This is a genomic window from Ignavibacteriales bacterium, assembly GCA_026390575.1.
Taxonomy (GTDB): Bacteria; Bacteroidota; Ignavibacteria; order UBA10030; family UBA10030; genus Fen-1298.
Genome location: JAPLFR010000016.1, coordinates 108231 through 131818, shown reverse-complemented (window position 1 = coordinate 131818; position 23588 = coordinate 108231). Strand labels below are relative to the sequence as shown.

The following is a 23588-nucleotide window of genomic DNA, read 5'->3' as shown; positions in this document are numbered from 1 at the left end:
TACAAAACTTGTAGGAATACTCCTGCAAGAATTTCTTTAATTTCATTAAACAAACAAGAAATAATATTCAACTGAAAGGATAAAAGTCAAAATGGCAAAAGTAACAAAATATGTGTATTTCTTCGGCAACGGAAAAGCCGAGGGTAAAGCCGAGATGAAAAATCTTCTCGGCGGCAAAGGTGCAAACCTTGCCGAAATGGTGAATATCGGGCTGCCGGTTCCGCCGGGTTTCTCTATCACAACGGAAGTATGCACAGCCTATTACCAGAATAAAAAACAGTATCCGAAGTCGTTGCAGAAGGAAGTTCTTGCCGCGCTTGCAAAAGTAGAAAAAGCGATGAATGCGAAACTTGGCGATGCAAAAAATCCACTGCTCGTTTCCGTACGGTCAGGAGCGCGTGCGTCGATGCCCGGCATGATGGACACGATCCTCAATCTTGGTCTCAATGATAAAACGGTTGCAGGCCTTATTGCGAAGACGAAGAACGAACGTTTCGTGTATGATTCATACCGGCGGTTTGTGCAAATGTACGGCGACGTCGTGCTCGGATTGAAACCCGTAAATAAGGACGACATCGATCCGTTTGAAGAAATCATCGAAGCGAAGAAGCATCAGAAAAATGTAAAGCTCGATACCGAACTCACAGCCGAAGATCTCAAGGAACTCGTTGTGAAGTTTAAAGCGGCGATCAAAGAAAAGACCGGACACGACTTCCCCGAAGATCCGCTTGAACAGATGTGGGGTGCTATAGGTGCAGTGTTTAGTTCCTGGATGAACGATCGTGCAATTGCGTATCGTAAAATGTACGATATCCCAGAGTCATGGGGAACCGCAGTAAGCGTGCAAACGATGGTATTTGGTAATATGGGTGAGGATTCCGGAACGGGCGTTGCGTTTACTCGTGATGCAGCAACCGGCGAAAATTATTTTTACGGCGAATATCTCATGAACGCGCAAGGAGAGGATGTTGTTGCCGGTACGCGCACACCGCTGCCAATACTCAAACTGAAAGAACAGGATGCGAAACTGTATGGACAGTTAGACAAAATTCGCAAGACGCTGGAGAAGCATTATCATGATATGATGGATGTCGAGTTCACCATCCAGCAAGGCAAGTTGTTCATGCTTCAATGCCGTGTTGGAAAGCGGACTGCATTTGCCGCTATCAAGATTGCGGTAGATATGGTTGTTGAGAAACTTATTTCAGAAAAAGAAGCACTGATGCGCATCGAGCCGGATCAATTGAATCAATTGCTCCGACCGATTTTTGATCTCAAGGAAAAAGAAGCAGCGGTCAAATCTGGACGTTTGCTCGCGAAAGGTTTGAATGCGGGGCCAGGAGCGGCCACCGGACGCATCGTGTTCAACGCTGTTGATGCAGAAGCGTGGAAGAATCGCGGCGAGAAAGTTATTCTTACCCGTATCGAAACATCACCGGAAGACATCAAAGGGATGGATGCGTCGGAAGGCATTCTCACGGCGCGCGGCGGTATGACTTCACACGCGGCGCTCGTTGCCCGCCAAATGGGCAAGGTCTGCGTCGCAGGATGCGATGAGCTGAATATCGATTATGCCAAGCATACGATGACGGTGAAGGGCAAAGTGTTGAAAGAAGGCGATTGGATTTCGCTGGATGGCTCAACCGGCCAGGTAATAGAAGGCAAAATTCAGACGAAGCCGTCCGAAGTACTGCAAGTGCTTGTTGAAAAGACTCTCGATCCGAAAGATGCACCGGTCTATCAGACATTCGCAAAAGTTATGCTATGGGCTGATAAATATCGGACGTTGAATATTCGCACAAATGCCGATCAACCGGATCAAGCTGCGAATGCAATCGCGTTTGGCGCCGAAGGTATTGGCCTCTGCCGCACAGAACATATGTTCTTCGGCGAAGGAAAGATTGGACCGATGCGCGAAATGATTCTCGCTGATACTGTCGACCAGCGAAAACTGGCGCTTGCAAAACTTCTTCCCTTGCAGCGGAAAGACTTTGCCGGCATCTTTGAGGCGATGAATGGAAGACCGGTCACGATCCGAACCATTGATCCGCCATTGCATGAATTTGTACCGCACGAAGAAAAGGAACAACGTGCGCTGGCACAATCGATGGGCATCAGTTATGAGAAGGTGAAAGAGCGTGTAGAAGGATTGCACGAGTTCAATCCGATGCTTGGTTTCCGCGGATGCAGACTTGGCATTATCTTCCCGGAGATTACCGAGATGCAGGCGCGCGCTATTTTTGAAGCAGCTGCCGAAACGCAAAAGAAAGGCATACCTGTCGCACCGGAAGTCATGATTCCTCTTGTGGGCAATGTGAAAGAATTACGGCATCAGGAAAAACTCGTTCGCGCAACTGCGGAAGCAGTGATGAAGGAGCAAGGCGTGAAGTTCAAGTATATGGTCGGTACCATGATCGAAATTCCGCGAGGCGCTGTAACGGCGGATGAGATCGCAGAGGTTGCCGAGTTCTTCAGCTTCGGAACCAATGACCTGACACAGACGACACTCGGTGTCAGCCGCGATGATGCGGCACGGTTCCTTGTTCCTTACGTTGAAAAAGAAATGTACGCGAAGGATCCGTTCGAAGTTCTCGATCGCGGCGGAGTCGGCAAGTTGATGAAGATTGCCGTTGAGAAAGGCCGCGCAACGCGACCCGGTATTAAACTCGGCATCTGCGGTGAACACGGTGGTGAACCATCGAGTATTGAATTCTGTCATCTTATCGGTTTGAACTATGTCAGTTGCTCGCCATTCCGCGTACCAATCGCGCGTTTGGCTGCCGCACGTTCAGCGCTGTTGAATCCGATAGCGCCTGCGAAAACAGCGGGCAAAAAAGCAAAGACGTCGCGCAAGAAATAAACCGGCATAGAGTTCATTAATTCACAGGAGGCGGAATATGGATCCACCGCCTCCTTCAACTTAAATAAATTAGAAGGGATATGAGCAATGAAGCTCTCCGATTTCAAATATCCGCTTCCTCGTAACTTGATAGCGAAGCAACCGGCAAATCCGCGTGACCACTCAAGGTTAATGGTGATGAACCGCGTTGATGAAACTATTGATGAACGAAAGTTCTATGAAATCGCAGATTATTTTCAAAAGGGTGATTGTCTCGCAATCAACGAGACGCGTGTATTTCAGGCGCGGCTCTATGGGAAGAAAGAAAAAACGAATGCAAAAATTGAAGTCTTTCTGCTGCGCGAACTGAACGCTGAAGAAAATATCTGGGACGTTATCGTCGATCCGGCTCGTAAAGTCCGTATCGGCAATAAAATTTATTTTGATGACGGCAAACTGTGGTGCGAAGTAATCGACAATACAACTTCGCGCGGGCGCACGGTTCGTTTCAATCATAAAGGTGATTTTTTCAAGATCATCGATCGTATTGGACTGACACCGCTGCCTCATTATATCAAGCGTGATGCAACGAATAAGGACAAAGACAGTTATCAGACTGTCTATGCCCGCGTGGTAGGTGCTGTTGCTGCACCGACTGCGGGACTGCATTTTACGAAAGCACTGCTGAAAAAGCTAGAAGCGAAAGGTGTGAAGTTTGCGCCGGTTGTCTTGCATATTGGTCTTGGCACATTTCGTACTGTAGAAGTGGAAGATCTTACGAAACATAAAATGGATTCGGAATATTTCGAGATTTCCAGCGAAACCGCAAATATCATCAACAAGACAATCGATTCGAAACATAATGTTTTTGTTGTCGGCACGAGTACGTGCCGTGCAGTGGAATCCAGCGTCACCGTTGACGGTCACGTGAAGCCGGCGAGAGGATGGACAGATAAATTCATTTTCCCGCCGTACAGTTTCAAGGTGACGGATAAGCTGATTACGAATTTCCATTTGCCTGAATCAACATTGCTGATGCTGGCAGGTGCATTTGCCGGACACGAATTCTTGATGCACGGATACAAGAAAGCCATCAAGGAAGGATACCGATTTTACAGTTATGGCGATGCAATGTTGATTGTCTAAGTTATTCTGTATTTTCGTTTTTAAGAAGGGGGTTTTATTTCTGAAGAATTTGTCATTGGGAATGAAATCCCCTCCTGATTTTTTGTTGCATGAACTTTTTGCTTTTAAGGAATAGTGTAGAAATGTCGAGATCAAGGCCCAAAGTATTTGCAATTGTTCCAGCGGCAGGCTCAGGCACGCGAATTGGTGGAGATATTAAAAAACAGTTTCTCCCGTTGAAGGGGAAACCGATCATCGTGCATACGCTTCAGCAATTCGAACATTGTTCGGATGTTGATGAAGTCGCACTGGCTCTTCCGGAATCGGCAATGTCTGAAATGGTAGCCATCGTCGAACGGTACCGGCTGCACAAAGTCAGCAAAATGGTACTGGGCGGCGTGAAGCGGCAGGATTCGGTTCGCAATGTACTCAACAGGTTGACACTAAAAGAATCGGACATTGTTCTTGTGCACGATGGTGTGAGACCGTTTATTGAAACAAAACGCATTGCGCATCTTTTAAAAGTTTGCAAAGAATATGATGCGGCGGTGCTGGCGGTTCAGCCGAAAGATACGATTCGGCGTTCAACAGGAGGCGGTTTTTTCGACCAGACATTGGATCGTACAGCGCTATGGCTGATTCAAACACCGCAGGCATTTCGCGCGAAATTATTGGTGCAGGCATTCGAAAAAGCGAAAAAGGACAAGTTTTATTCAACCGATGAAGCTGCGCTTGTTGAGCGATTAGGAGTAAAAATTCGGATTGTAGAGGGAACTTATGATAATATTAAGATCACAACTCCGGAAGATTTAGAGTTAGGTTTGATGATCTTTGAGCGTTGGCATATGAAAGGATGGCTGTAAGTTGCTTCTTGGCGCCAAAATGAATATCTTATAGTTGTACTGTTGAAGTATGAAGAAGGAATGATGTATGATAAATATGGTTATTGTTGTGCTTTTGAGTTATATCGTGGGATCGATTCCGACAAGCGTCATGCTTTCCAAGTGGCGGCATGGTTTTGATATTCGCAGCAAAGGAAGCGGCAATGCAGGCGGCACAAATGTATTCCGAGTCCTTGGCTGGAAATCGGGTATGTTCGTTATCATTGTGGATGCATTGAAAGGCGTCATTGCAACCACGGTTGTTGCTCGTTTATTCTGGGATCCAACATTGCCATTTTACAATCACACACCATTTGATGATTTCACCATTATCCAAATGATTTGCGGCGGCGCTGCGGTTATAGGGCATGTTTGGACAATGTTTGCCGGATTCAAAGGTGGAAAAGGTATTGCGACGGGTTCAGGCATGCTCATTGGCATCGCACCGACAGAATTTGCAATTTCAATTGCAGTGTTCTTAATCTTTTTATATGCATTCAAATATGTCTCGCTCGGTTCCATTATGGCGGCGGCATCGTTTCCGCTATCGCTCATCATTCGATACAATATTCTCTCGGATGAAATTCACAGCTATAAAACATTGGTGTTCTTCAGTACCGGTATCGCACTCTTCCTTATCTATTCGCACCGCGCCAATATCAAGCGGCTGATCGAAGGAACTGAACGGAAAATTACAGGTTTAAAAAGGAAAACTGACTCAGTCGAATCCTAAATCACGCGCAATTCCAAGGAAGGCACTCATGTTCTTATCTCGCGTGCCGTCAATGATATGAAGATTACTGTTCTTGGTGCAGGCAGTTGGGGAACGACGCTTGCTCTTGTGTTGTACGACAACCATCACGACGTTAATCTTTGGACGTTCGATACTGAGCAAGCGGATCTTATCCGCGAAAAGCATGAGAACCTTCAGTTTCTTCCCGGTGTTATTCTTCCTTCTGAAATTAAAATTGTTACCGACATAGAAGCTTCGTGTCACGAACGCGATATGATTGTCGCGGCCGTGCCGTCTCAATTTCTTCGTTCTGTTCTCCAACGCATTGCTCATCTTGATTTACAGCATACGATTATCTGCAATGTCGCCAAGGGAATCGAGAACGGCTCGTTGATGACCATGTCCGAAGTTTTATTGGATGTGCTCATGCATGAACGCCGCGAGAATATAGCGATCCTTTCCGGACCCAGCCATGCGGAAGAAGTCAGCTTGAAAATACCGACAATGGTTGTGTCAGCTTCTTTTAAATTGAAGACAGCAAAGAGTGTACAGGAAGCGTTTGTGAATGACTACTTCCGCGTCTATGTCAACGAAGACATTCGTGGCGTTGAATTGGGCGGCGCTATAAAAAATGTCATTGCCATCGGCGCCGGCCTAAGTGATGGCGCTGGTTTTGGGGATAATACGAAGGCGGCAATTATGACGCGCGGCATCTATGAGATTACGCGGCTTGGCGCTAAAATGGGAGCGCAACCAATTACATTCGCAGGCCTTTCCGGCATGGGAGATTTGATAGTCACGTGTATGAGCCGGCACAGTCGTAACCGTTTTGTCGGCGAGGAAATTGGGAAAGGCAGAAACGTTGCTGAAGTCCTCAGCGACATGACGATGGTTGCAGAAGGCGTTGCGACGGCAAAATCTGTTCATCAACTTGCGCAAAAACATCGCATCGAAATGCCTATGGCGGAAGAAGTCTATAAAGTACTTTTTGAAGATAAAAATCCACGTCAGGCAACACTCGATCTAATGCTTCGTGATACACGCGGTGAAGGCGCACATTGATCAGTGATCAATGAAGAATGTGTATTCAAGGTTGATCAATTCTTAACTCTTACGCAATCCCTTTCATTCAGATAAAATAAAAACATTGGAATTCCAATGAACAAAGTAATAACGGTTTTTGGCAGCTCACGTCCTATAGAGGGCGATGAAGAATATCAATTAGCGTACGAAGTTGGAAAACAACTTTCACTTGCCGGTTTTACCGTATGCAATGGCGGTTTTGGCGGTATTATGGAAGCGTCAGCCCGTGGGGCGAAAGAGGCAGGTGGCAAGACCATTGGAGTTACTTTTAATATCAAAGGACGTGCGGCAAATTCATGGATTGATGAAAACATTCATGTCCCTGCGTTAATCGATCGGATGATGAAGCTTGTGGAACTTGGTGATGCATATGTTGTCTTGAAAGGTGGAACGGGGACATTGCTGGAACTTGCTGCCGTGTGGGAATTTATTAACAAAGGTCTCCTTGCCGAGAAACCGATTGTGATTATCGGGGACTTCTGGAGCGGAGTTGTGGAGACATTACGCGAAGAATTGTTGTGGGAAGGTGTCGGCGATTGCACAAAATTTATTCATTGCGTTTCATCGCCGATAGAATGCGCCTCATTTTTGAAACGACAGCTTACCTCGTAGAATCCGATCACCGATCGGATTCTAATACTTTGTTGTGCCGGAATTATTCACGCTCACAAACCCCGCTTGCGGGTAATGTTAATAAATGCATCACGCATACGCGTGTTCCATTTTTAGACCTCCGGCTACCGGAAGCTTTGCTTCCATATACTTATGTTTTCTTAATATTATTTCGAAGCGGAGCTTCAAAGCTTTGTGTTCCCGATCGAAGATTGGGAATGAGGAAAAATGTTATCCACCTCGTTCTTTGTTTAATCCTTTTGGGTGTACAAAGCTCTAACCTCCATTGGCTCCAAGTCTCTGAATAAACCGCGCTGTTTTTAAACGTTCATTCATTAATTTCACATCACCAAATCTAATGCACCAAACATCGATATATCCTTTTGAATATCTTTCGGTGTTATAACTTTTCGGCATAGCGAAAACCATAGATACTTGATGTATTGTGGCAAATATGCTTACACCTAATGTTTGCATTTTGCTACCGTGTGGCATAACAACAATTCTGTGAGTGAATCGATACTGACTATAAATACCAGAAAGGTTGAGGAAAGCCTTCTTGTAATCAAAGGTACTTACTAGTGACCACTTGTCACCGGGATGAATAATTGGTGATGCAAATGATTTTGCCATATCAATTCTGTATGAGTTAGAAGATAGTTCATGAGGTTCTCCGAAAAACCACATTCTTGCATCTGGCTCAAGCTCCGCCAGTACACCATCGGTTCGTTCGGTGTTAAATGTTGGGAAGAGAATTAACAGTACGGGATGTTCACCAATGTCATCAGATTGTAATTCAGTGGGTTTTGCAACAAATCGAACTCCCGCAAAGGGTCCTTGTACTCTTTTACTTGGAGGGACAAGTTTTCCAGATTCCCACTCGTCACGTGACGGGAAGTATTCTGCAGCCTCCGTATATAAAATAGTGAGATCGCATTGAAAACCAAACAATACAGAGAGTGTTTTCGACAGAATCAATGAGGGACAACTAGTACAGTCAAAGACAATTTTTGGGGATTTTCCTTTGGATAGAGTCTTCAATAACGATCTGAATCTTTCTGAAAAAACTGGATCAGGAACACCAACTGGAGCGTTGATCGGTCGATGTGGCTTTCCTGAAGCAAGTTGTTTTAATAAATCTTCATACTCTTGCCTTCTTTTCTCGTTCGCTTCGTAATAGATATCAAATTCAAACAATAGCGAATGATCTACAGTGACATTTCTGGCAACAAGTTGTTTCAATGCTTCAGTGGTTCTGTCTTCGAAACCGATAGCACCTATAAGGATATCAAAATGATCATTTTCGTGAATCGAATCCGCGATATGCGTTATATCTGGAAGAGTTTCTACCGCCTGCAGAGAACTCTTTGGAACAAATGCTTCGAAATCAACTTTATTTCGTTCCTCGGGTAATGATGCTGAGATTGTAAATTCATCTTCTTGGATTGTAGATGGTTGTTCATCTGACCAAAAGCTAGTTTGATCGGAAGCGTTTATTTCTTTCCGATAATAATCATTGCAGAATTCTTCCGGTTTATCCATGAGCCACTCAAATTGATCTTTGGTGGTCTGAAGATGTTCGCTACTAGTTAAAGTGGTTCGGAAAGCAGGGCAATAGATTCTACGTAATGTGGCCCGATCAGCTACTACACTTCTTTGGGAAGGAGCAAGTCCAATATCTACAAATACCGAGGCTTTCTGAAGTCGTTCCCATATTGTTCTTGCAGATCTAGACGCCTTTGTGAGGTTATCCACATAAACAATAAGCAAGTCATAAGGATCCTTTCTGGCTTTACCACTCTTAAGTTTGCCTTGGCCAACCAAATTCCGATCATATAATAGCTTCTGCGAAAGTTTTCCAAATGAATTGACGACATCAAAGAGTTTTTGTCCATCTGGTCTAATATGACGTATTCTGCCTAAGTATTCCCGCGATACTCTCACGATCGCCCTATCTTGAATATGTGATGGTATCCTTTGTACTGGTGAACTAGGATGTATGTTTGCTTCTCTGAAAATCTCTCCAACCATCCGTATCATTTCACTGTAGTCACCTGTACATAGATTCATTAGACATTCAATTCCGTGGTACAAAACCTTTGGTCGTGTCATTTTATCATGCAAGGCGTGGCTTAATGTTCTACCTCCAGGGTAAGAGGTCTTCCCTAGCCACTTCTCAATTGTTCCTCCATAACCTTCAGAGTTCTTGAATCGACCATTTAGAATTTCGAGTAATAATTTGCTTTCTCTTCGTTTTCGATTTAGGCTCAAGTAAACAGAACCCAAGTTAGATACAATAATATTCCTACCCTCATCAAGTACAAGAGGTTGAGGAAAACTGTATATTGATCCGAACATATGCGCAGATATCTTGAAGCTAAGTTCAGGTGATCTTTGACAGACAATCGGATGTAAAGCTTTCTGAAGTGATATTGGAACACGTTCCTCTGTATAATCATCGAGGAAGAACACAAAGTGACGTGAAGAAAGCGATGGAACCTCATGTTTAACTATTTGAACCAATCTTAAGATGAAATCCCCAGATCCCTTCGGTAGAATATGATTGCCAAATGCAATAGATTTTCTTATTTGTCGCATTATATGCTCTGCACAGTTTGCAATTTCTGCTAAGACAGTAAAAGAATCAAGTGATTTGTATGCATCGTCAAGACTGCCTATCTCATCTTTAAGAAGTGTACCAATTGAATGTGCGAGATTACCAGAAATTGGACCAAGTGACTTGGGGATAATACCAATCGTTGAAGAAACCTCATGGAGGATAGCCATGTTGAAATAGAGTATCAATGCCTCTTTGTAATCTTCAATATTAACTTCAGAAAGATCAGAGAATCTCATATAGAATAAAGATTCACAAGGAATGTAAAATCCAATATAATTATCTGATAATATCTCGTTTTGCTTTGATGCAAGTATCTTTGTCTTAAGTCGCAGTCGTCGAAAGATCATTGTTTTACCGCATCCTCGAGGTCCAATGAGAAGTACATTATTATTCTTTTGGAGTTCGTTAGTCCACCACATATTTGTGTAGCACAAGTCCGCTAATAGTGCATCATTTGCAATGTACTCAGCACTGAGAGGATAGAAAGGGTCAAGTAGCTTTCGAGGAGTGTCTTCGGCGGATTTGAGTGCGTCTTTAAAATTGTCAAGAATTATTGAAGCCTTTGTGAAACCATGTGTTTGCAGACTATCCCCTTCCAAAAGTCCTGGAATATGAGAAATTGCACTCAAGAGTTTCTCATCCTCTCTCGAAACGATATCTCTTCTATAGATGGAATCATAAAAGCTTCGAAGATGGCGTCCAAAGTTTGCGAGATCAGGAGAAAGTCCTTCCTCGACAGCTTCAGAATGATGAGCTTCGCTGAAGTCAATGATCACATATCGTACTTCGGGGATTGGTCCTCCCTCACCAATAACTTCACGCATAATATTACGGTCGTGGAGATCCCCATGATCAAAACCTAATCTTTGAAGTTCCTCAAGCGCGGCTGTGAGATTTTCCATGTATCTGAGAATCTCAACACGGGCAGAAAAGTTAGAATTGTCTTTGAGAAAACCATGCAGCGTTTTTCCTCTTACACATCTACTTTTAAACCAAATGAATTCATGTTCCTTACCACGGAGCTTTAGAGTAGTTTCCCCAACTTCTTTAGGAAAAACCAAATATCTTTCATCCTCAACCTGTGCAAATCTACCGATCTCTCTAAAGGGAGCTCTTTCTCCATATGATTCACGGGTTACAATCTTAAGTGCCCAATTAATATCGTATTTATCCTCAGCTTCATACGTTACAGCAGTGTTGCCAGAACCAAGTAGTCTCTTTAATCGTAGATTACTTATTTTTTCTCCTAGCATGTTGTTTTCTAAGTGAGTACGTAGTGCCTTTGGCATGTAAATTTGTTCAGCCATCGAATATTCCCTTTCTTCGTTGAAATACGACGATAGTTTCAGTACGCGTAGCTCTGCCATTTCGTCGAGCGCGTTTGTGAGATGGTATTTTGTCTTTCCAAGCTTCCTTTATCACGAGGGATTCAATTTTTTCTTGTACGAGGTTTATTATTATTTTTGGTAAATCGTGTACTTTGTTTTTCTCTCGCACATCACCTAGGACAAGAACACAATATCCTCCAATCTTCAATGATTGTGCTATGGTATTTAGGGAATTTAAAATATCATCTTTAAAAGATGAAAATCTACCAATTTCATTGACCTTAATCGTTTTATGATCAGAAATCCCGAGGAACCATAACCGAAGGCGATTGTCTCTTGCATAATCTAGGTTATTTAGATAAGGTGGACTAGTTATAACAGCATCAATGATTCGTTTTGGTGGATCTGATTTAAGTACGGATTGTTCGATTACCTTGAAACTCACATTACTTTGTGGCGGAGGATTGTTTAATACCCTTTTTATTTTAGCTTGTAAGCGTGGAATTGGATCACGATAATAATACATTTCAGGGAATTCTTCACGAGGAAATGCCCTATCCCGAAGATATGGAACAAGATGGCTTGCAGGATAAGATAAAAAACCTGGACGTTGATGATGAAGTATGTGAAGAAGACATCCTGCGAGGAAATACATCCGATGTTTTTTGAAAAGTTCCATTAAGATGATTGATTCTTGTAGCGTTTGTGGATTAAAAAAGCTTTTTACCCATTTTGGGGCAATGCTTCTATCTTTCTTATCAACCATGTTAAAATGCGGCAAGAGAGATTCTAAAGACCTAAGCCCTTGTTGAATTGATGTTGGGGCATGTAATTTTGCTCTAGTAAGAGTGCAAGCATATGGATTTGTATCTGATGCCAACACATTTCGAGAAAGGAGTCTACATTCCAAAGCAACGGTTCCTGATCCACAAAATGGATCCCAAACCCAATCTCCTTCCTCCGAATATGCAAGAACCAAATTACGCGCTAGAGATGGGCGAATCTTCCCAATATACGGCCCTATTTGATGAAGATAATATCCAGGATATTTATCGTTCAAAGATGTTTTCAGTTATTCCATCCTCTCGTCTAATAATAATGTCCGTAATATATTTGTTATCAGGATATTGCTGTCTTTTTCTTAGTTTTTTCTATGGTGTGAATAGTTGTTGCTTCCACCTGTCCTGAAAGCCTCCAACTGTAGCAGGTGTCTGCGAAAATGTTACTATTTTTTCTATTTAAGCACAAGCAGTGACTAGCGTCTTTATTTGTTATTGGCCTAATAAGCCGTTGCTTGCTGAAGGAGTCATTTAATCAAACATCGATTTTCTTGCTGCATCCCGCATTTCTTTTCCGCCGAACTGCTTCGCGACTTCATCAAAGTGCTTCGTGTGATCGTCAAACTGCTTCGTGCAATCGTCAGATTACTTCATGCAGTTGTCAGATGTCTCCGCGTCGTTGTCCAATTGCTCCGTGTCATCGTCAGATGTCTTTCCGTCAACGTCAAAGTACATTTCTCGCCTGGATTTTGAAATTACTACAATGCAAAACACCTCCGCACGGTTGCAAAACTGCTTTGCAACAGCATCAGAAAGCCAATAAGCCAATGATTCTATGAGCCCGTCAGTTTTGTAGCCGAGGTTGACGACCTCGACCTAACTTGCGAAATTTTTTATAGATCGCAATCAGCAGTCACAGCTACAAATGGCGCTGCAGCACCCGTTCAATTACATCGAGCATAATTTCTGCCGACTTATCCCAGGTGAGAGAATGAGCGTATTCCAACGCGCCGTTCGTGAGACGCGTGCGGAGGTTTTCGTCGCGAAGAAGGAGCAGAATTTTTTCCGCAAGCTGTTCGATATTTCCGTACTCATAAAGCAATCCGGTTTCGCCATCTTTTACAGCATCACACAATCCGGGGACATCGCTCGCAACCGCAGGTGCACCGCATGCGTTTGCTTCCGTTACCGTTAAACCCCATCCTTCTTTTGCAGAGGTATTAACGACTATTTGCATTTGGTTAAGAAGCCGGACTTTTTCTTCCAACGGGAGAAATCCGGTGAATGTTGCGGCGTGGTTAATCTGAAGTTCATGCGAGAGCCGTTCAAACGCCGGCTTGCCGTCCCCGTCGCCAATAATAACAAGCTTTGCTTCCGGTAAAACTTTTAAAACGATGGCAAAAGCGCGCAGTAAGTGATCGACGCTTTTATACTTTTTTATTCTTCCTACATATCCGATGATCGGTTTAGATCTTGTTACGCCAGGAAGCTGGCGATATGCCGTATGATTGACGGCGCAGGGAACAAGAAAAATGTTCTCCTGCTTGCATCCATGCGAAAGCAATTCCGTGCGTGTACTTTCGGAGATTGCAACTAACGGAGTATTCCGATAGACCGATAGGGCAAGCCGCTCTGCACAGTAGACGTACGATGCGGCCGGAATGGAAGCTTCCTTAAAAATGCTCGTATCAAACAAGTGCATCACCATTCCCAGGAGCGGTTCCCGCACATACATCGGCGTATAGAACGGAATTTTATTGATGTCGTCGATAACAATGTCATAGTGTTCGCGGCGGAAACGCCTTTCGTATTCAATCGGGACGATATAATTAAATAAATTACGATTTCCTCTGCGCACTATGTGAATACCATCTATCATTTCTTCTCTTTGGGCATCTGAAAATTGTGTACACAGAAGCGTGATGTTATGCCCTTGAGCGGCAAGCCGTTGGAAAATTTGGTGAAGATAGACCTCCGCACCGCCGCCTGCCGGATTCTTAATGTCCTGCCAATTCAGAAGAAGTATGTTCATTTATTTATGGTGCCGAATACTGTATTCAATTTTTCAACCACCCTTTTCTCACTTCATCAACGCGAAGGGGACGTGGGGAGGAGTGCTTTTTAATTTGACTGATTCTTTAGCTGTTTCATCTGGTGTTCGACCATCATCCTCACGAGATCGGAAAACGATGTGTGGGGCGACCATCCCAATTCTGTCTTTGCTTTTGTTGCGTCGGCGACCGTGGTACCGGTTTCGGTCAGCCGGATAAATCGTGGATCAACAACAATATGTTTCCGCCAATCCAAACCGACACTTCCAAATGCTTCTTCGCACAATTGCCGTACGGTTCTTACATCTCCTGTGCCAATCACATACGTCTCCGGTGTTTTGTGCTGTAACATCATCCACATTGCTTCCACATAATCGCCGGCAAATCCCCAGTCGCGTTTTGCATCTAAGTTACCGAGCGCAATCATTCCGTTTTTGACAATAGGTTCACCTTGTTCATTCAACTCCGGAGAGTTCAGAATTCCCAGTTTGATGCACGCCGCGCCGTATGCCACCTTTTGTGTGAGGAAATGTATTCCGCGCCGCGGACTTTCATGGTTAAAGAGAATACCGCATGAGATAAAAAGTTTATAACTCTTGTTGTAGATTTGCGCCATTGAATGCGCATAGAGCTTGGCAGCACCGTATGGATTAACCGGCTCAAACGGAGTGTGCTCATTCTGCGGCACAATCGTCGGCGTGCCAAACATTTCGGATGAAGAAGCTTGGTAAATTCGGCAATCCGGTTTTACACATCGAACAGCTTCATATACCCGTTGAGCGCCAACGCCAGTTATTTCCGCTGTTTCGATAGCAAGCCGCCATGAATCACCGGGGGATGATTGAGCGGCAAGGTTGTAAATTTCATCGGGCTGGTATAAGCGAATGGTATCCATGATAGAAACCATGTCCAACAAATCTCCATAGGCAATAGTTATTTTATCGGAGAGGTGTGCAATGAGTGAACTTGACAGGACAATGGAATTGAGCATTAATCCAACTACATGGTAATTCTTGGAAAGGAGGAACTCGGCAAGATAAGAACCATCTTGTCCTGCAATGCCAATAATGAGCGCTGTTTTTTGTTTCATTCTATTTTTCTTTTAATTCAAATTCTTCATAGGCTTTACAATGGAAAAATTCACAGTTAATGTATAAGGAAAAGCGTTGAACTTCAAGGAGTTTCAGGCGGGTTGAGGAATGAAAATGACTGACAAATTTCATCGCACACAAGATACCCTTTTGCGGTGAGCCGGAATAATCCGTCTTCCATCCGTGCTCGTCCTTGCTGAATCAATTCAGAGATGATGGATGAATTTTCTGCTTGAAGGTCGCGTGCAAAACGCCGGTGAAATTTTTTGAAGTCAATTCCTTCGCTCCGCAAACCGAGAAAGATTGACTCTTCCATCAATTTTGATTCAGAAAGATGTTCGCCACCCGATAATGGTAATGTGCGTGTGCTCAATTGTTCGATGTATGCGGCAATATTTGAAACATTCCACCAGCGCTCATGTTCCCAAAATGAATGCGCCGACGGACCAAAGCTGAGATAATTTGAATGGTTCCAATAGTTGATGTTGTGCCGGCATTTGAAATTTGGTTTTGCAAAATTTGATACTTCATATTGCTCGAAACCATGAGAGGTGAGAAAATCAATTGTCATTTCATATAATTCGGCGTCACTATCGGTATCGAGCAGTGTCACTTGTTTCGATTGAACCATATTGAAGAGCGGTGTTCCGGATTCAACAATGAGACTGTAGCATGAAATGTGAGTTGGTTGGAGTTCCATTGCTTGTTCCAGATTCGATTTCCACCTCTGCAAAGATTGATGAGGTAAAGAGAAAATGAGATCAAAGCTGACATTCTTAAATCCTGCTGCGTACGCGTCGATTACGCATTGTTTGGCTTCAGACGCGGTATGGATGCGTGTCAGAAATCTCAGGTCATCATCATAAAATGATTGAATGCCCATGCTGATTCGGTTAATACCGGCGGATTGGAACGCTTTGAGCTTTTGCTTATTGACAGTTCCTGGGTTCGTTTCTAACGTGATTTCCGCGTTCTTTTGAATCAAGAAACGCGATGAAAGAAGGTTCAGAATCTTTTCTATGTCAGATGGATGAAGGAGAGACGGTGTCCCGCCTCCGAAGAAAATGGTCTCGACTGATTCGTGGAAGCGCTTGTCTTCTGCACGCAGGTGGATCTCCGTTCCCAAGGCAGAAAGGAATCTGCTGACAAGCGAAGTGTGCGCCTCCCCCGATTCTGCCGGAACTATAGAATAGAAATCACAGTAGATACATTTATGTTCGCAGAATGGAATATGGAGATAAAGAGAAGCCATGTGCACTCTATTGATGTATGAATATTTTAGTTAAGGCTGTTGCAAGGTACTAACCTGTTCGCATAAATCATAGATATAGTTGACTATTCAACGTTATCTATATTCTGTCGTTGGTAGTGACTCAGTTTATTACAATTGATGGTGATGTCAGGAATTTCTTCCTGACATTCAATAATATCGGTCAGGACGTAAGTCCTGACCGCACAAAATTGAGTCACTATCCTGTCGTTCCTTTTTTGTCTTTTCTCCGAAAAACTTTCTATATTCTCATATCAATATATTTCTCACAAACGAATGAAGCTTTGACTATGTCAACTAAACCTCCAGCATCAGTTGCCGAATATCCAGCGGAATCGCTGGAGAAACTCGCTTACAATGTTGTTGCAGAAATTCCCACGGAAGAACCGAACGACCGCAACCGCCTTGGATATTGTCTCTGGGGCTGGTTGAGTGAGCGGCGCGGAACACTTCTGCAGACTATTTGTGCAGCAGGTACACGCAGCTCGCTTACACCAGAAGAAATGTACGATATTATTCAGAAGCGGCTTCAGGAAAAAGGAATCAAAGTGTCCTAAGTGTTTAAATTATACGGAAAAATATTTTAACTAAAATTCCAAATAACAAAAGACAAAACACAAACAAACGATAAGCTCCAAATTCCAAATTATATTTAAAAAGATGGATTTCGATAATTGTAACTTGAAATTTGTTTGTTCTTTGTGATTTGGTTCTGGAATAGTATCACACCTCCTTTTTCTTCGAATAAGATGAGTTAAGAATTGCGGGATTATGGCATACGAATTTAAAATATTTATCCTTTCATTTATCCCGATCTTTGTTGCAATTGATGTGCTTGGGTTGGTTCCTATTTTTCTTTCACTCACGAGTAATATGAAACTTCCCGAGAAAAAGAAATTGATCACCGAGGCGACATTTACTGCACTTGCTGTTTCTCTGGTGTTTCTTTTTGGTGGCAGAATGATTTTTAATTTTCTCGGAATCACAGAAAATGATTTTCGTGTCGGCGGTGGGATTGTCCTTTTGGTGCTTGCCGTTGTCGACCTTACCGTTACCGGTGAGAAAAGTCGGGAGCCCCAGACATCCGTCGGTGTCGTTCCTATTGGTATTCCGCTTATCATTGGCCCTGCCGTACTCACGACACTGCTGATTGTGGTAGATTCCTATGGATATCTTGCAGCTGTGGTTGGGCTGTTGGCGAATTTATTTCTTGTCTGGGTGATATTCCGGAAATCCGATTACATTATTCGTGTTATGGGAGAAGCAGGATCGAAGGCGTTTGCAAAAGTTGCCGCACTCTTTATGGCAGCAATCGCGATTATGATGATCCGTATTGGACTGACTGCTATGATTGCAGCGAAGTAAATCTTTACTCCCATTCTGAATTTCATGGAAACGATGCGATATATCTTGCCGGACATCTACAGTGAAAGAGTAATATGAATTTCGAACTGAGAGATTTGATCAAACAGTGACGGGTCGATCGGGAAAAGAAAATTTAAAGGTCATTCATTGAGATACACTCAGGGTTTCGCTATGGAAAAGAAGGTAATGAAAATTATCTTGAGTATAATTTTCATTCTTGTAGGAATCCCGCTCAACTACAGTACAAGCTTCTGCCAAACCAGTGTCCGCGGTCTTGATCCATCCATCGATATTTCTCAATACGTTTTAGATGTATGGACAATTGAAAATGGACTACCTCATAATACAGTCGATGCGATTTATCAGACACGCGAGGGATATATCTGGGTCGGTACATTTGGCGGGTTAGCACTTTTTGATGGCGTACATTTTACCGTCTACGATAAAGGAAACACAGACGGGATCAAGCATAATCATATTTCTACATTCTGCGAAGATGTCGATGGAAATCTTTGGATTGGTACGAATGGCGGCGGTTTAAACAGATATTGTAACGGTGTATTTGAAAGTTTTACGACTGCCAATGGACTTTCCAGCGATTTCATTCGGAGTTTAGCTGTTGATAAAGAGAAACGGCTTTGGGTAGGAACAGAAGGAGGGGGAGTAACGATTATCGATTTCCGTAGTGAACAAACGAGGGATTGGAAATACACTCACTATACAATGAAGACCGGACTCTCCGATGACATCATCCGAACGTTTTGTCTGGGGAGTGATGGTTCTATGTGGATAGGGACAGGCGGTGGAGGATTATGCAGATGGAATAAAGGACACTTCACAACGTATACCAAGCACGATGGACTTGCTGATAACACGATCTTCTCCTTGTACCAGGATACTTCCGGTTCATTATGGATTGGCACAGGCAATGGTTTGAGCCGATTCCGTGATAACAAATTTACAAACTTCACTACCCGAGATGGCCTCTCGAGTAATGTCATTCGCAGTCTTGTTGCAGATGCCCAACATACGCTCTGGATCGGAACTGATGGGGGAGGAATTAATAGGTTTCGGCCTGAGAGTCAAGCAATTCAATTTTCGATCTATTCTGTGCAGCAAGGATTATCGAATAATTTTATTCGAACAATGCATTATGACAGAGAGGGCAGTATTTGGGTCGGTACAAGAGGCGGTATCAATCGCCTCAGTCAGGGGAAGTTTACGAATATCAATACAACCAATGGCCTCTCCGATAACTTTGCACGTTCTGTTCTTGAGGATCGCGACGGAAATATTTGGATTGGTACAAATGGCGGCGGACTCAATATGATGAGAAATGGTATTATTCGTCAATATACTGTCAAAGACGGATTGTCAAATAATTATATTCGATCCTTATTTCAGGATTCTCAAGGAATTATCTGGATTGGTACTGATGGTGGTGGATTGAATCGATTAGACGCTCAAGCACCAAGCGGAAAACAATTCACGCTCTATTCATCGAAGCAAGAATTAGATGAAAATTTTGTACGCGCCATCTGCGGTGATGAAAAGGGATTGTGGATAGGAACATACGGAGGTGGATTGGTACGATTTGAAGACGGGAAGTATACAAAGTTTACCACAGGCAATGGCCTGTCGAACAATTTTGTTTTTTCTCTTCTCAAAGATAACACAGGAGGTCTCTGGATCGGTACCAATGGTGGTGGAGTAAACTTCTATCACGATGGTTCCTTCAAAGCGTATACCACGAAAGACGGCTTATCGAGCGACTTTATTTTTTGTATCTATGAGGATTCTGATGGCGTGTTGTGGATAGGAACAAATGGCGGTGGATTAAACCGGTATTCTGTGAAGGATGGTAAAATTACCCAAATTCTGAAACGGCATGGATTATATGATGATGTGATCCTCGAAATTGTAGAAGATAATCTTGGAAATTTTTGGATTGGCACCGATCGCGGAATTTTCCGTGTGAGGAAGAACGACTTAAACAGTTTTGCCGATGGCAAAGTGAATAAGATTACTTGCGAATCGTACGGACGTCGAGATGGAATGAGGAGTGCGGAATGCAGCGGGGCTTCCCAACCCGCAGCGTGGAAACTGCATGATGGCAGATTGTTTTTTCCTACGCTCGGTGGTGTTGTCATTATCAATCCTGCGGATATTCGTATGAACCGACTCCCACCATCGCTGGTGATTGAACAGTTTATCGCAGATGAAGAGAATATCCCTATAAAAGAGAAAATGGAAATCTCTCCGGGACGTCAGAAGTTTGAAATCCACTATGCAGGATTGAGCTATGTTGCACCAGAAAAAGTCCAGTTCCGATACAGATTGGAGGGATTTGATAAAGATTGGGTATCGGCCGGTAATCGTCGTAGCGCATACTATACAAATATTCCACCGGGGAAGTATGTTTTTCGGGTCATCGCCTGTAATAACGATGGTATATGGAATACGGCGGGTGCTTCACTCCAACTTCGTCTTAAACCGTTTTTTTACCAAACGGTTTCATTCTATCTGGTTATTCTACTCGTCATTGTAGTGTCTGTATTTGTGATGCATTGGATGCGCGTCCGATATTTGCGTCATAAAGCCGAAGCGTTAAGCAAACTTGTGGATGATCGAACAAAAGAATTACAGGAAACGAAAGAGCAGATTGAGCACGTTCTAGAAGATACCAGGCAAGCGAGAGATTTGCTTGCGGAATCCAACAAGGCTCTTGCACTAGTGAACAAAGATAAAACCGATTTATTAAATATTGTTGCACACGACCTCAAAAACCGGCTTGTCACAATCAATAGTCTGGCAAGCATCATTATCAGTAATGCGGCTGAGCAGAATATAGTGAAGGAAAAATCTGACCTCATTCAAATTTCTTCTGGCCAAACGTTAGAGCTCATCAAAGACCTTCTCGATTCGGCTGCTCTTGAAACCGGTATTATGGAATTGAAGAAGAAACCGGAGGATCTTACGCGTATCGCTGAACAGGTCATCCTGCACATCAAACCTCAACTCGATAAGAAAGAACAAAAACTTTTAGTGAATTTTGCTCCTAAGGGAGAGTGTATTGTCGAGGGGGATGAACATTGGTTGAAAGAAGCGATATATAATCTTCTGAGTAACGCTCACAAATTCTCACCTCGAGGGACTGATATTTCAGTATCTGTTCGAGTGATGGACAATGAAGCTCGGTTCGATGTTCAAGATCAGGGACCGGGTTTGACGGAAATTGATAAATTGAATTTATTCGAGCGATTTCAGCGCCTCTCTGCTCGTCCAACGAATGGAGAAACAACCTCAGGTCTTGGGCTCGCAATCGTTAAGAAATGCATTGTCATACACGAAGGTCGTGTCTGGGCGGAAAGTGAATTAGGAAAAGGGAGCACGTTCTCGTTTACGCTCCCCCTGAAGAAGAAAATTTAAAGCGCACTATATCTAACCATACATCTACGGTGAAATAAAATGAATTTCGGACTGAATAATAAAATAGCAATTGTGACGGCGGCAAGTCAGGGGCTTGGCAAAGCATCAGCAATGGCGCTTGCTCAGGAAGGAGCGACTGTTGTTATTGGCTCGCGCCGTCAGAAAGAAATTGCTGAAGCTGCAAAAGAAATTCATGAGACAACCGGCGCAACGGTTGTGCCCATGGTGGTTGATGTTTTGAAGTTGGAAGACATTAAACGATTAATAATGGAAACGAAACAGCAGTTCGGCACGATCCATGTTCTCGTCAATAATGCCGGCGGACCGCCGACCGGGACAATTTCATCGCTCACCGATGATGATTGGCACAAAGGTCATGAGTTGACATTGATGAGCATGGTACGATTGACGCGGGAAATTCTACCGATGATGATTCAACAGAAATGGGGAAGGATTATCACTATCACATCGATTGCAGCAAAACAACCGATCAATGAACTGCTTCTTTCTTCTGCGATTCGTCCGGGAATTCTTGGACTCACAAAAGTGCTGGCAAATCTTCATGCAAAAGACAACATCACAATCAATACAGTTTGCCCCGGAAACATTCTTACAAAGCGGCAGGAAGAACTCAGCATTTCTCGTGCAAAACAAAAGAATATCACATTAGATGAATATCTTAAAGAGACAGCGAGCGCAATTCCAGCTGGTCGCCTGGGAAGACCTGAAGAGATTGGCAATACAGTTGCGTTCCTCGCTTCCGAGCAGGCGAGCTACATCAATGGTGTGAATCTTTTGGTCGATGGCAGCGCGGCAAAAGGAATTTATTGAACAAAAGCATCTAGAGTCCTTCATTGAAGAGATAAATTTCTCACGATATACTATTGTATGCGTTCGTAATCGACGAAAGAGAATCCAGTATTGTATTCTTCACGTACGAGTTTGAAATTTTTCCGTACGTAATCTTCGTATGGCGGAAAGAAGGTATCTCCATCAACCTCTCTGTTTACCAACGTTAAACGCAATTCGTCAGCCAACTTCAGAGCCTCTGCAAATAATCGGCCTCCACCGATGACGAATACCTCCTTCTTATTACTTAACGCTTGCAAGGCGAAATCTAATGAAGGATAGCTCGTTACACCGTTGATGACTTTTGAAGAGATGACTATATTTACTCGGTTGGATAGCGGTCCGTCAAGAGAAGCATATGTTTTGCGTCCCATGATAACGGTATGTCCGGTAGTAAGCTGTTTGAATCGGGCAAGGTCTTCGGGAATGTGCCACGGTACGGCCCCGTTCTTACCAATAACTCGATTATTGGCAATGGCGGCAATGATAATGAGTTTCATGGAATTCGGCTGTCATTTCTCTCCCGATTGATAAATCCAATCGGAACGCAAGAGCGTTATATTTCGCGATATTTATGGTTCCAGCCAGGGCGGGTGAATGCCAAGCAGCGCGAGCTTTTGTTCTATCTCGCTGCGTTCAAGATTGAATTTAATTTTTTCTCCCTTCGGTGGAAGGAACCCAAATTTCTCTGCCAGTGCCCATGCACCATCCGGGTCGCCGGCCTGCAAGCGTGCAATAATTTCAATCTCTTGTTTCGATAATTCCATTGCACCGAATTGATAGTCTTTGAATGCTTCCCACACCATCGGACACCACCTGCTGACAATTTCGCTGCCGATGGTCGATGCATACGTGCGGATTTCTAATTGTGCATGCTTTTCCATCCGAAGCGCAAGAAAATGGAGAAGGTTGTGCAGATTTGTTTTCCAATACGCTTCGGTATATGTGCTCAGCGGTAAATCCTTGCGTGCCTGCTCGCGAGCAAGTCCGGCTTCGATGCGTTCGTTGTACACTGCACGGGCAAGTTCGTGTAATTCATGTTCACGTGCAGAAAATATTTTTCCTTTATCAAGCTCAAGAAATCCTTCGCTTCCTTGCCGGTTACTTGCTGCCTGCAGACGCCATGCATCCGGTGTCGTATTTTGTGCTGCGTCGATAGCGAGCGAGTAACGGGTTGAGTATTCGTTAACGCTTGCTGTGCGGTGCCGAATCCATTGCCGCCAGCAATCCATTGGTACGCGGACGTGCAGTTTGATCTCGCACATTTCCAGCGGTGATGTGTGATGATGGCGTATCAAATAGCGGATGAGCCCTTCATCTTCCCGGAGCTTCTTTGTTCCTTTTCCATACGAGACGCGTGCGGCTTGAACGATGGAATAATCAGATCCCATATAGTCGATGACGCGTACAAACCCATCATCCAGCACGTTAAAGGGAACTCCCAGGATGTTATCTAAATCCGGGACGCTTGTGCGTTCAAGTTTTTCAAAAGTCTGTTCCATCGTTTCCTGTGAAAGAAATGTTGAAGATATG

Annotated in this window: 17 protein-coding genes; 10 read left to right on the top strand and 7 right to left on the bottom strand. The window is 43.6% G+C overall.

Annotated elements, in window-relative coordinates:
- Positions 1 to 91: 91 nt before the first annotated feature.
- The 6 genes from ppdK (at position 92) to NTX44_13470 (ending at position 7273) form a co-directional block, all read left to right on the top strand.
- Entirely contained in the window at positions 92 to 2860 is a 2769-nt protein-coding gene (gene ppdK / locus NTX44_13495) for a pyruvate, phosphate dikinase (GenBank protein MCX6122618.1), read from the top strand.
- Positions 2861 to 2947: 87 nt separating this feature from the next.
- Positions 2948 to 3985 carry a tRNA preQ1(34) S-adenosylmethionine ribosyltransferase-isomerase QueA gene (queA, locus tag NTX44_13490; GenBank protein MCX6122617.1) on the top strand — a complete coding sequence of 346 codons (1038 nt, stop codon included), beginning with the start codon at positions 2948 to 2950 and terminating at the stop codon, positions 3983 to 3985.
- Positions 3986 to 4107: 122 nt separating this feature from the next.
- Positions 4108 to 4827: a 2-C-methyl-D-erythritol 4-phosphate cytidylyltransferase gene (gene ispD / locus NTX44_13485; GenBank protein ID MCX6122616.1), complete on the top strand. Its 720-nt coding sequence runs from the start codon at positions 4108 to 4110 to the stop codon at positions 4825 to 4827.
- Between the two features lie 67 nt (positions 4828 to 4894).
- Positions 4895 to 5578 (top strand): glycerol-3-phosphate 1-O-acyltransferase PlsY, encoded by a 684-nt coding sequence (plsY, locus tag NTX44_13480; protein ID MCX6122615.1) that lies wholly within the window; start codon positions 4895 to 4897, stop codon positions 5576 to 5578.
- Between the two features lie 57 nt (positions 5579 to 5635).
- Positions 5636 to 6640 carry an NAD(P)H-dependent glycerol-3-phosphate dehydrogenase gene (locus tag NTX44_13475; GenBank protein ID MCX6122614.1) on the top strand — a complete coding sequence of 335 codons (1005 nt, stop codon included), beginning with the start codon at positions 5636 to 5638 and terminating at the stop codon, positions 6638 to 6640.
- Positions 6641 to 6736: 96 nt separating this feature from the next.
- The gene (locus NTX44_13470; protein ID MCX6122613.1) at positions 6737 to 7273 is read left to right on the top strand and encodes an LOG family protein; all 537 of its coding nucleotides are present in this window, start codon (positions 6737 to 6739) and stop codon (positions 7271 to 7273) included.
- A gap of 276 nt (positions 7274 to 7549) precedes the next feature.
- Here the strand turns inward: NTX44_13470 and NTX44_13465 are convergent, their stop codons facing one another.
- The 5 genes from NTX44_13465 to hemW all read right to left on the bottom strand — a co-directional run bounded on the left by NTX44_13465 (position 7550) and on the right by hemW (position 16394).
- Positions 7550 to 11200: a hypothetical protein gene (locus NTX44_13465; protein MCX6122612.1), complete on the bottom strand. Its 3651-nt coding sequence runs from the start codon at positions 11198 to 11200 to the stop codon at positions 7550 to 7552.
- On the bottom strand, positions 11193 to 12281 hold the full coding sequence (locus NTX44_13460; GenBank protein ID MCX6122611.1) for a DNA methyltransferase: 1089 nt from the start codon (positions 12279 to 12281) through the stop codon (positions 11193 to 11195). Before NTX44_13460 ends, NTX44_13465 begins: the two co-directional genes overlap by 8 nt.
- A gap of 638 nt (positions 12282 to 12919) precedes the next feature.
- Positions 12920 to 14032, bottom strand: a complete 1113-nt coding sequence (locus tag NTX44_13455; protein ID MCX6122610.1) for a glycosyltransferase family 4 protein — start codon at positions 14030 to 14032, stop codon at positions 12920 to 12922.
- Between the two features lie 89 nt (positions 14033 to 14121).
- Positions 14122 to 15141: a GDP-mannose 4,6-dehydratase gene (locus tag NTX44_13450; protein MCX6122609.1), complete on the bottom strand. Its 1020-nt coding sequence runs from the start codon at positions 15139 to 15141 to the stop codon at positions 14122 to 14124.
- An 83-nt stretch (positions 15142 to 15224) separates the two neighbouring features.
- Entirely contained in the window at positions 15225 to 16394 is a 1170-nt protein-coding gene (gene hemW, locus NTX44_13445; protein ID MCX6122608.1) for a radical SAM family heme chaperone HemW, read from the bottom strand.
- A gap of 308 nt (positions 16395 to 16702) precedes the next feature.
- Here hemW and NTX44_13440 point away from each other — a divergent pair, with 308 nt between their 5' ends.
- The 4 genes from NTX44_13440 to NTX44_13425 all read left to right on the top strand — a co-directional run bounded on the left by NTX44_13440 (position 16703) and on the right by NTX44_13425 (position 22037).
- A complete protein-coding gene (locus NTX44_13440) occupies positions 16703 to 16969 on the top strand; it encodes a hypothetical protein (protein ID MCX6122607.1) in 267 nt (88 codons plus the stop codon).
- A gap of 214 nt (positions 16970 to 17183) precedes the next feature.
- Complete coding sequence (locus NTX44_13435; GenBank protein MCX6122606.1) at positions 17184 to 17777, top strand: MarC family protein; 594 nt, start codon at positions 17184 to 17186, stop codon at positions 17775 to 17777.
- Positions 17778 to 17948: 171 nt separating this feature from the next.
- A complete protein-coding gene (locus tag NTX44_13430) occupies positions 17949 to 21206 on the top strand; it encodes an ATP-binding protein (GenBank protein MCX6122605.1) in 3258 nt (1085 codons plus the stop codon).
- 39 nt (positions 21207 to 21245) lie between these two features.
- Positions 21246 to 22037: an SDR family oxidoreductase gene (locus NTX44_13425; protein ID MCX6122604.1), complete on the top strand. Its 792-nt coding sequence runs from the start codon at positions 21246 to 21248 to the stop codon at positions 22035 to 22037.
- A 50-nt stretch (positions 22038 to 22087) separates the two neighbouring features.
- On the opposite strand, the gene NTX44_13420 is transcribed toward NTX44_13425, so the two are convergent.
- The gene (locus tag NTX44_13420) at positions 22088 to 22555 is read right to left on the bottom strand and encodes a dihydrofolate reductase (GenBank protein ID MCX6122603.1); all 468 of its coding nucleotides are present in this window, start codon (positions 22553 to 22555) and stop codon (positions 22088 to 22090) included.
- 72 nt (positions 22556 to 22627) lie between these two features.
- Entirely contained in the window at positions 22628 to 23557 is a 930-nt protein-coding gene (gene thyX, locus NTX44_13415) for an FAD-dependent thymidylate synthase (GenBank protein MCX6122602.1), read from the bottom strand.
- Positions 23558 to 23588 lie beyond the last annotated feature (31 nt).

Excerpts from the sequence above, each read along its gene's own strand:
- ppdK (MCX6122618.1), top strand. The coding sequence starts at position 92 with ATGGCAAAAGTAACAAAATATGTGTATTTCTTCGGCAACGGAAAAGCC.
- queA (MCX6122617.1), top strand. The coding sequence starts at position 2,948 with ATGAAGCTCTCCGATTTCAAATATCCGCTTCCTCGTAACTTGATAGCG.
- ispD (MCX6122616.1), top strand. The coding sequence starts at position 4,108 with ATGTCGAGATCAAGGCCCAAAGTATTTGCAATTGTTCCAGCGGCAGGC.
- plsY (MCX6122615.1), top strand. The coding sequence starts at position 4,895 with ATGATAAATATGGTTATTGTTGTGCTTTTGAGTTATATCGTGGGATCG.
- NTX44_13475 (MCX6122614.1), top strand. The coding sequence starts at position 5,636 with ATGAAGATTACTGTTCTTGGTGCAGGCAGTTGGGGAACGACGCTTGCT.
- NTX44_13470 (MCX6122613.1), top strand. The coding sequence starts at position 6,737 with ATGAACAAAGTAATAACGGTTTTTGGCAGCTCACGTCCTATAGAGGGC.
- NTX44_13465 (MCX6122612.1), bottom strand. The coding sequence starts at position 11,200 with ATGGCTGAACAAATTTACATGCCAAAGGCACTACGTACTCACTTAGAA.
- NTX44_13455 (MCX6122610.1), bottom strand. The coding sequence starts at position 14,032 with ATGAACATACTTCTTCTGAATTGGCAGGACATTAAGAATCCGGCAGGC.
- NTX44_13450 (MCX6122609.1), bottom strand. The coding sequence starts at position 15,141 with ATGAAACAAAAAACAGCGCTCATTATTGGCATTGCAGGACAAGATGGT.
- hemW (MCX6122608.1), bottom strand. The coding sequence starts at position 16,394 with ATGGCTTCTCTTTATCTCCATATTCCATTCTGCGAACATAAATGTATC.
- NTX44_13440 (MCX6122607.1), top strand. The coding sequence starts at position 16,703 with ATGTCAACTAAACCTCCAGCATCAGTTGCCGAATATCCAGCGGAATCG.
- NTX44_13435 (MCX6122606.1), top strand. The coding sequence starts at position 17,184 with ATGGCATACGAATTTAAAATATTTATCCTTTCATTTATCCCGATCTTT.
- NTX44_13430 (MCX6122605.1), top strand. The coding sequence starts at position 17,949 with ATGGAAAAGAAGGTAATGAAAATTATCTTGAGTATAATTTTCATTCTT.
- NTX44_13425 (MCX6122604.1), top strand. The coding sequence starts at position 21,246 with ATGAATTTCGGACTGAATAATAAAATAGCAATTGTGACGGCGGCAAGT.
- NTX44_13420 (MCX6122603.1), bottom strand. The coding sequence starts at position 22,555 with ATGAAACTCATTATCATTGCCGCCATTGCCAATAATCGAGTTATTGGT.
- thyX (MCX6122602.1), bottom strand. The coding sequence starts at position 23,557 with ATGGAACAGACTTTTGAAAAACTTGAACGCACAAGCGTCCCGGATTTA.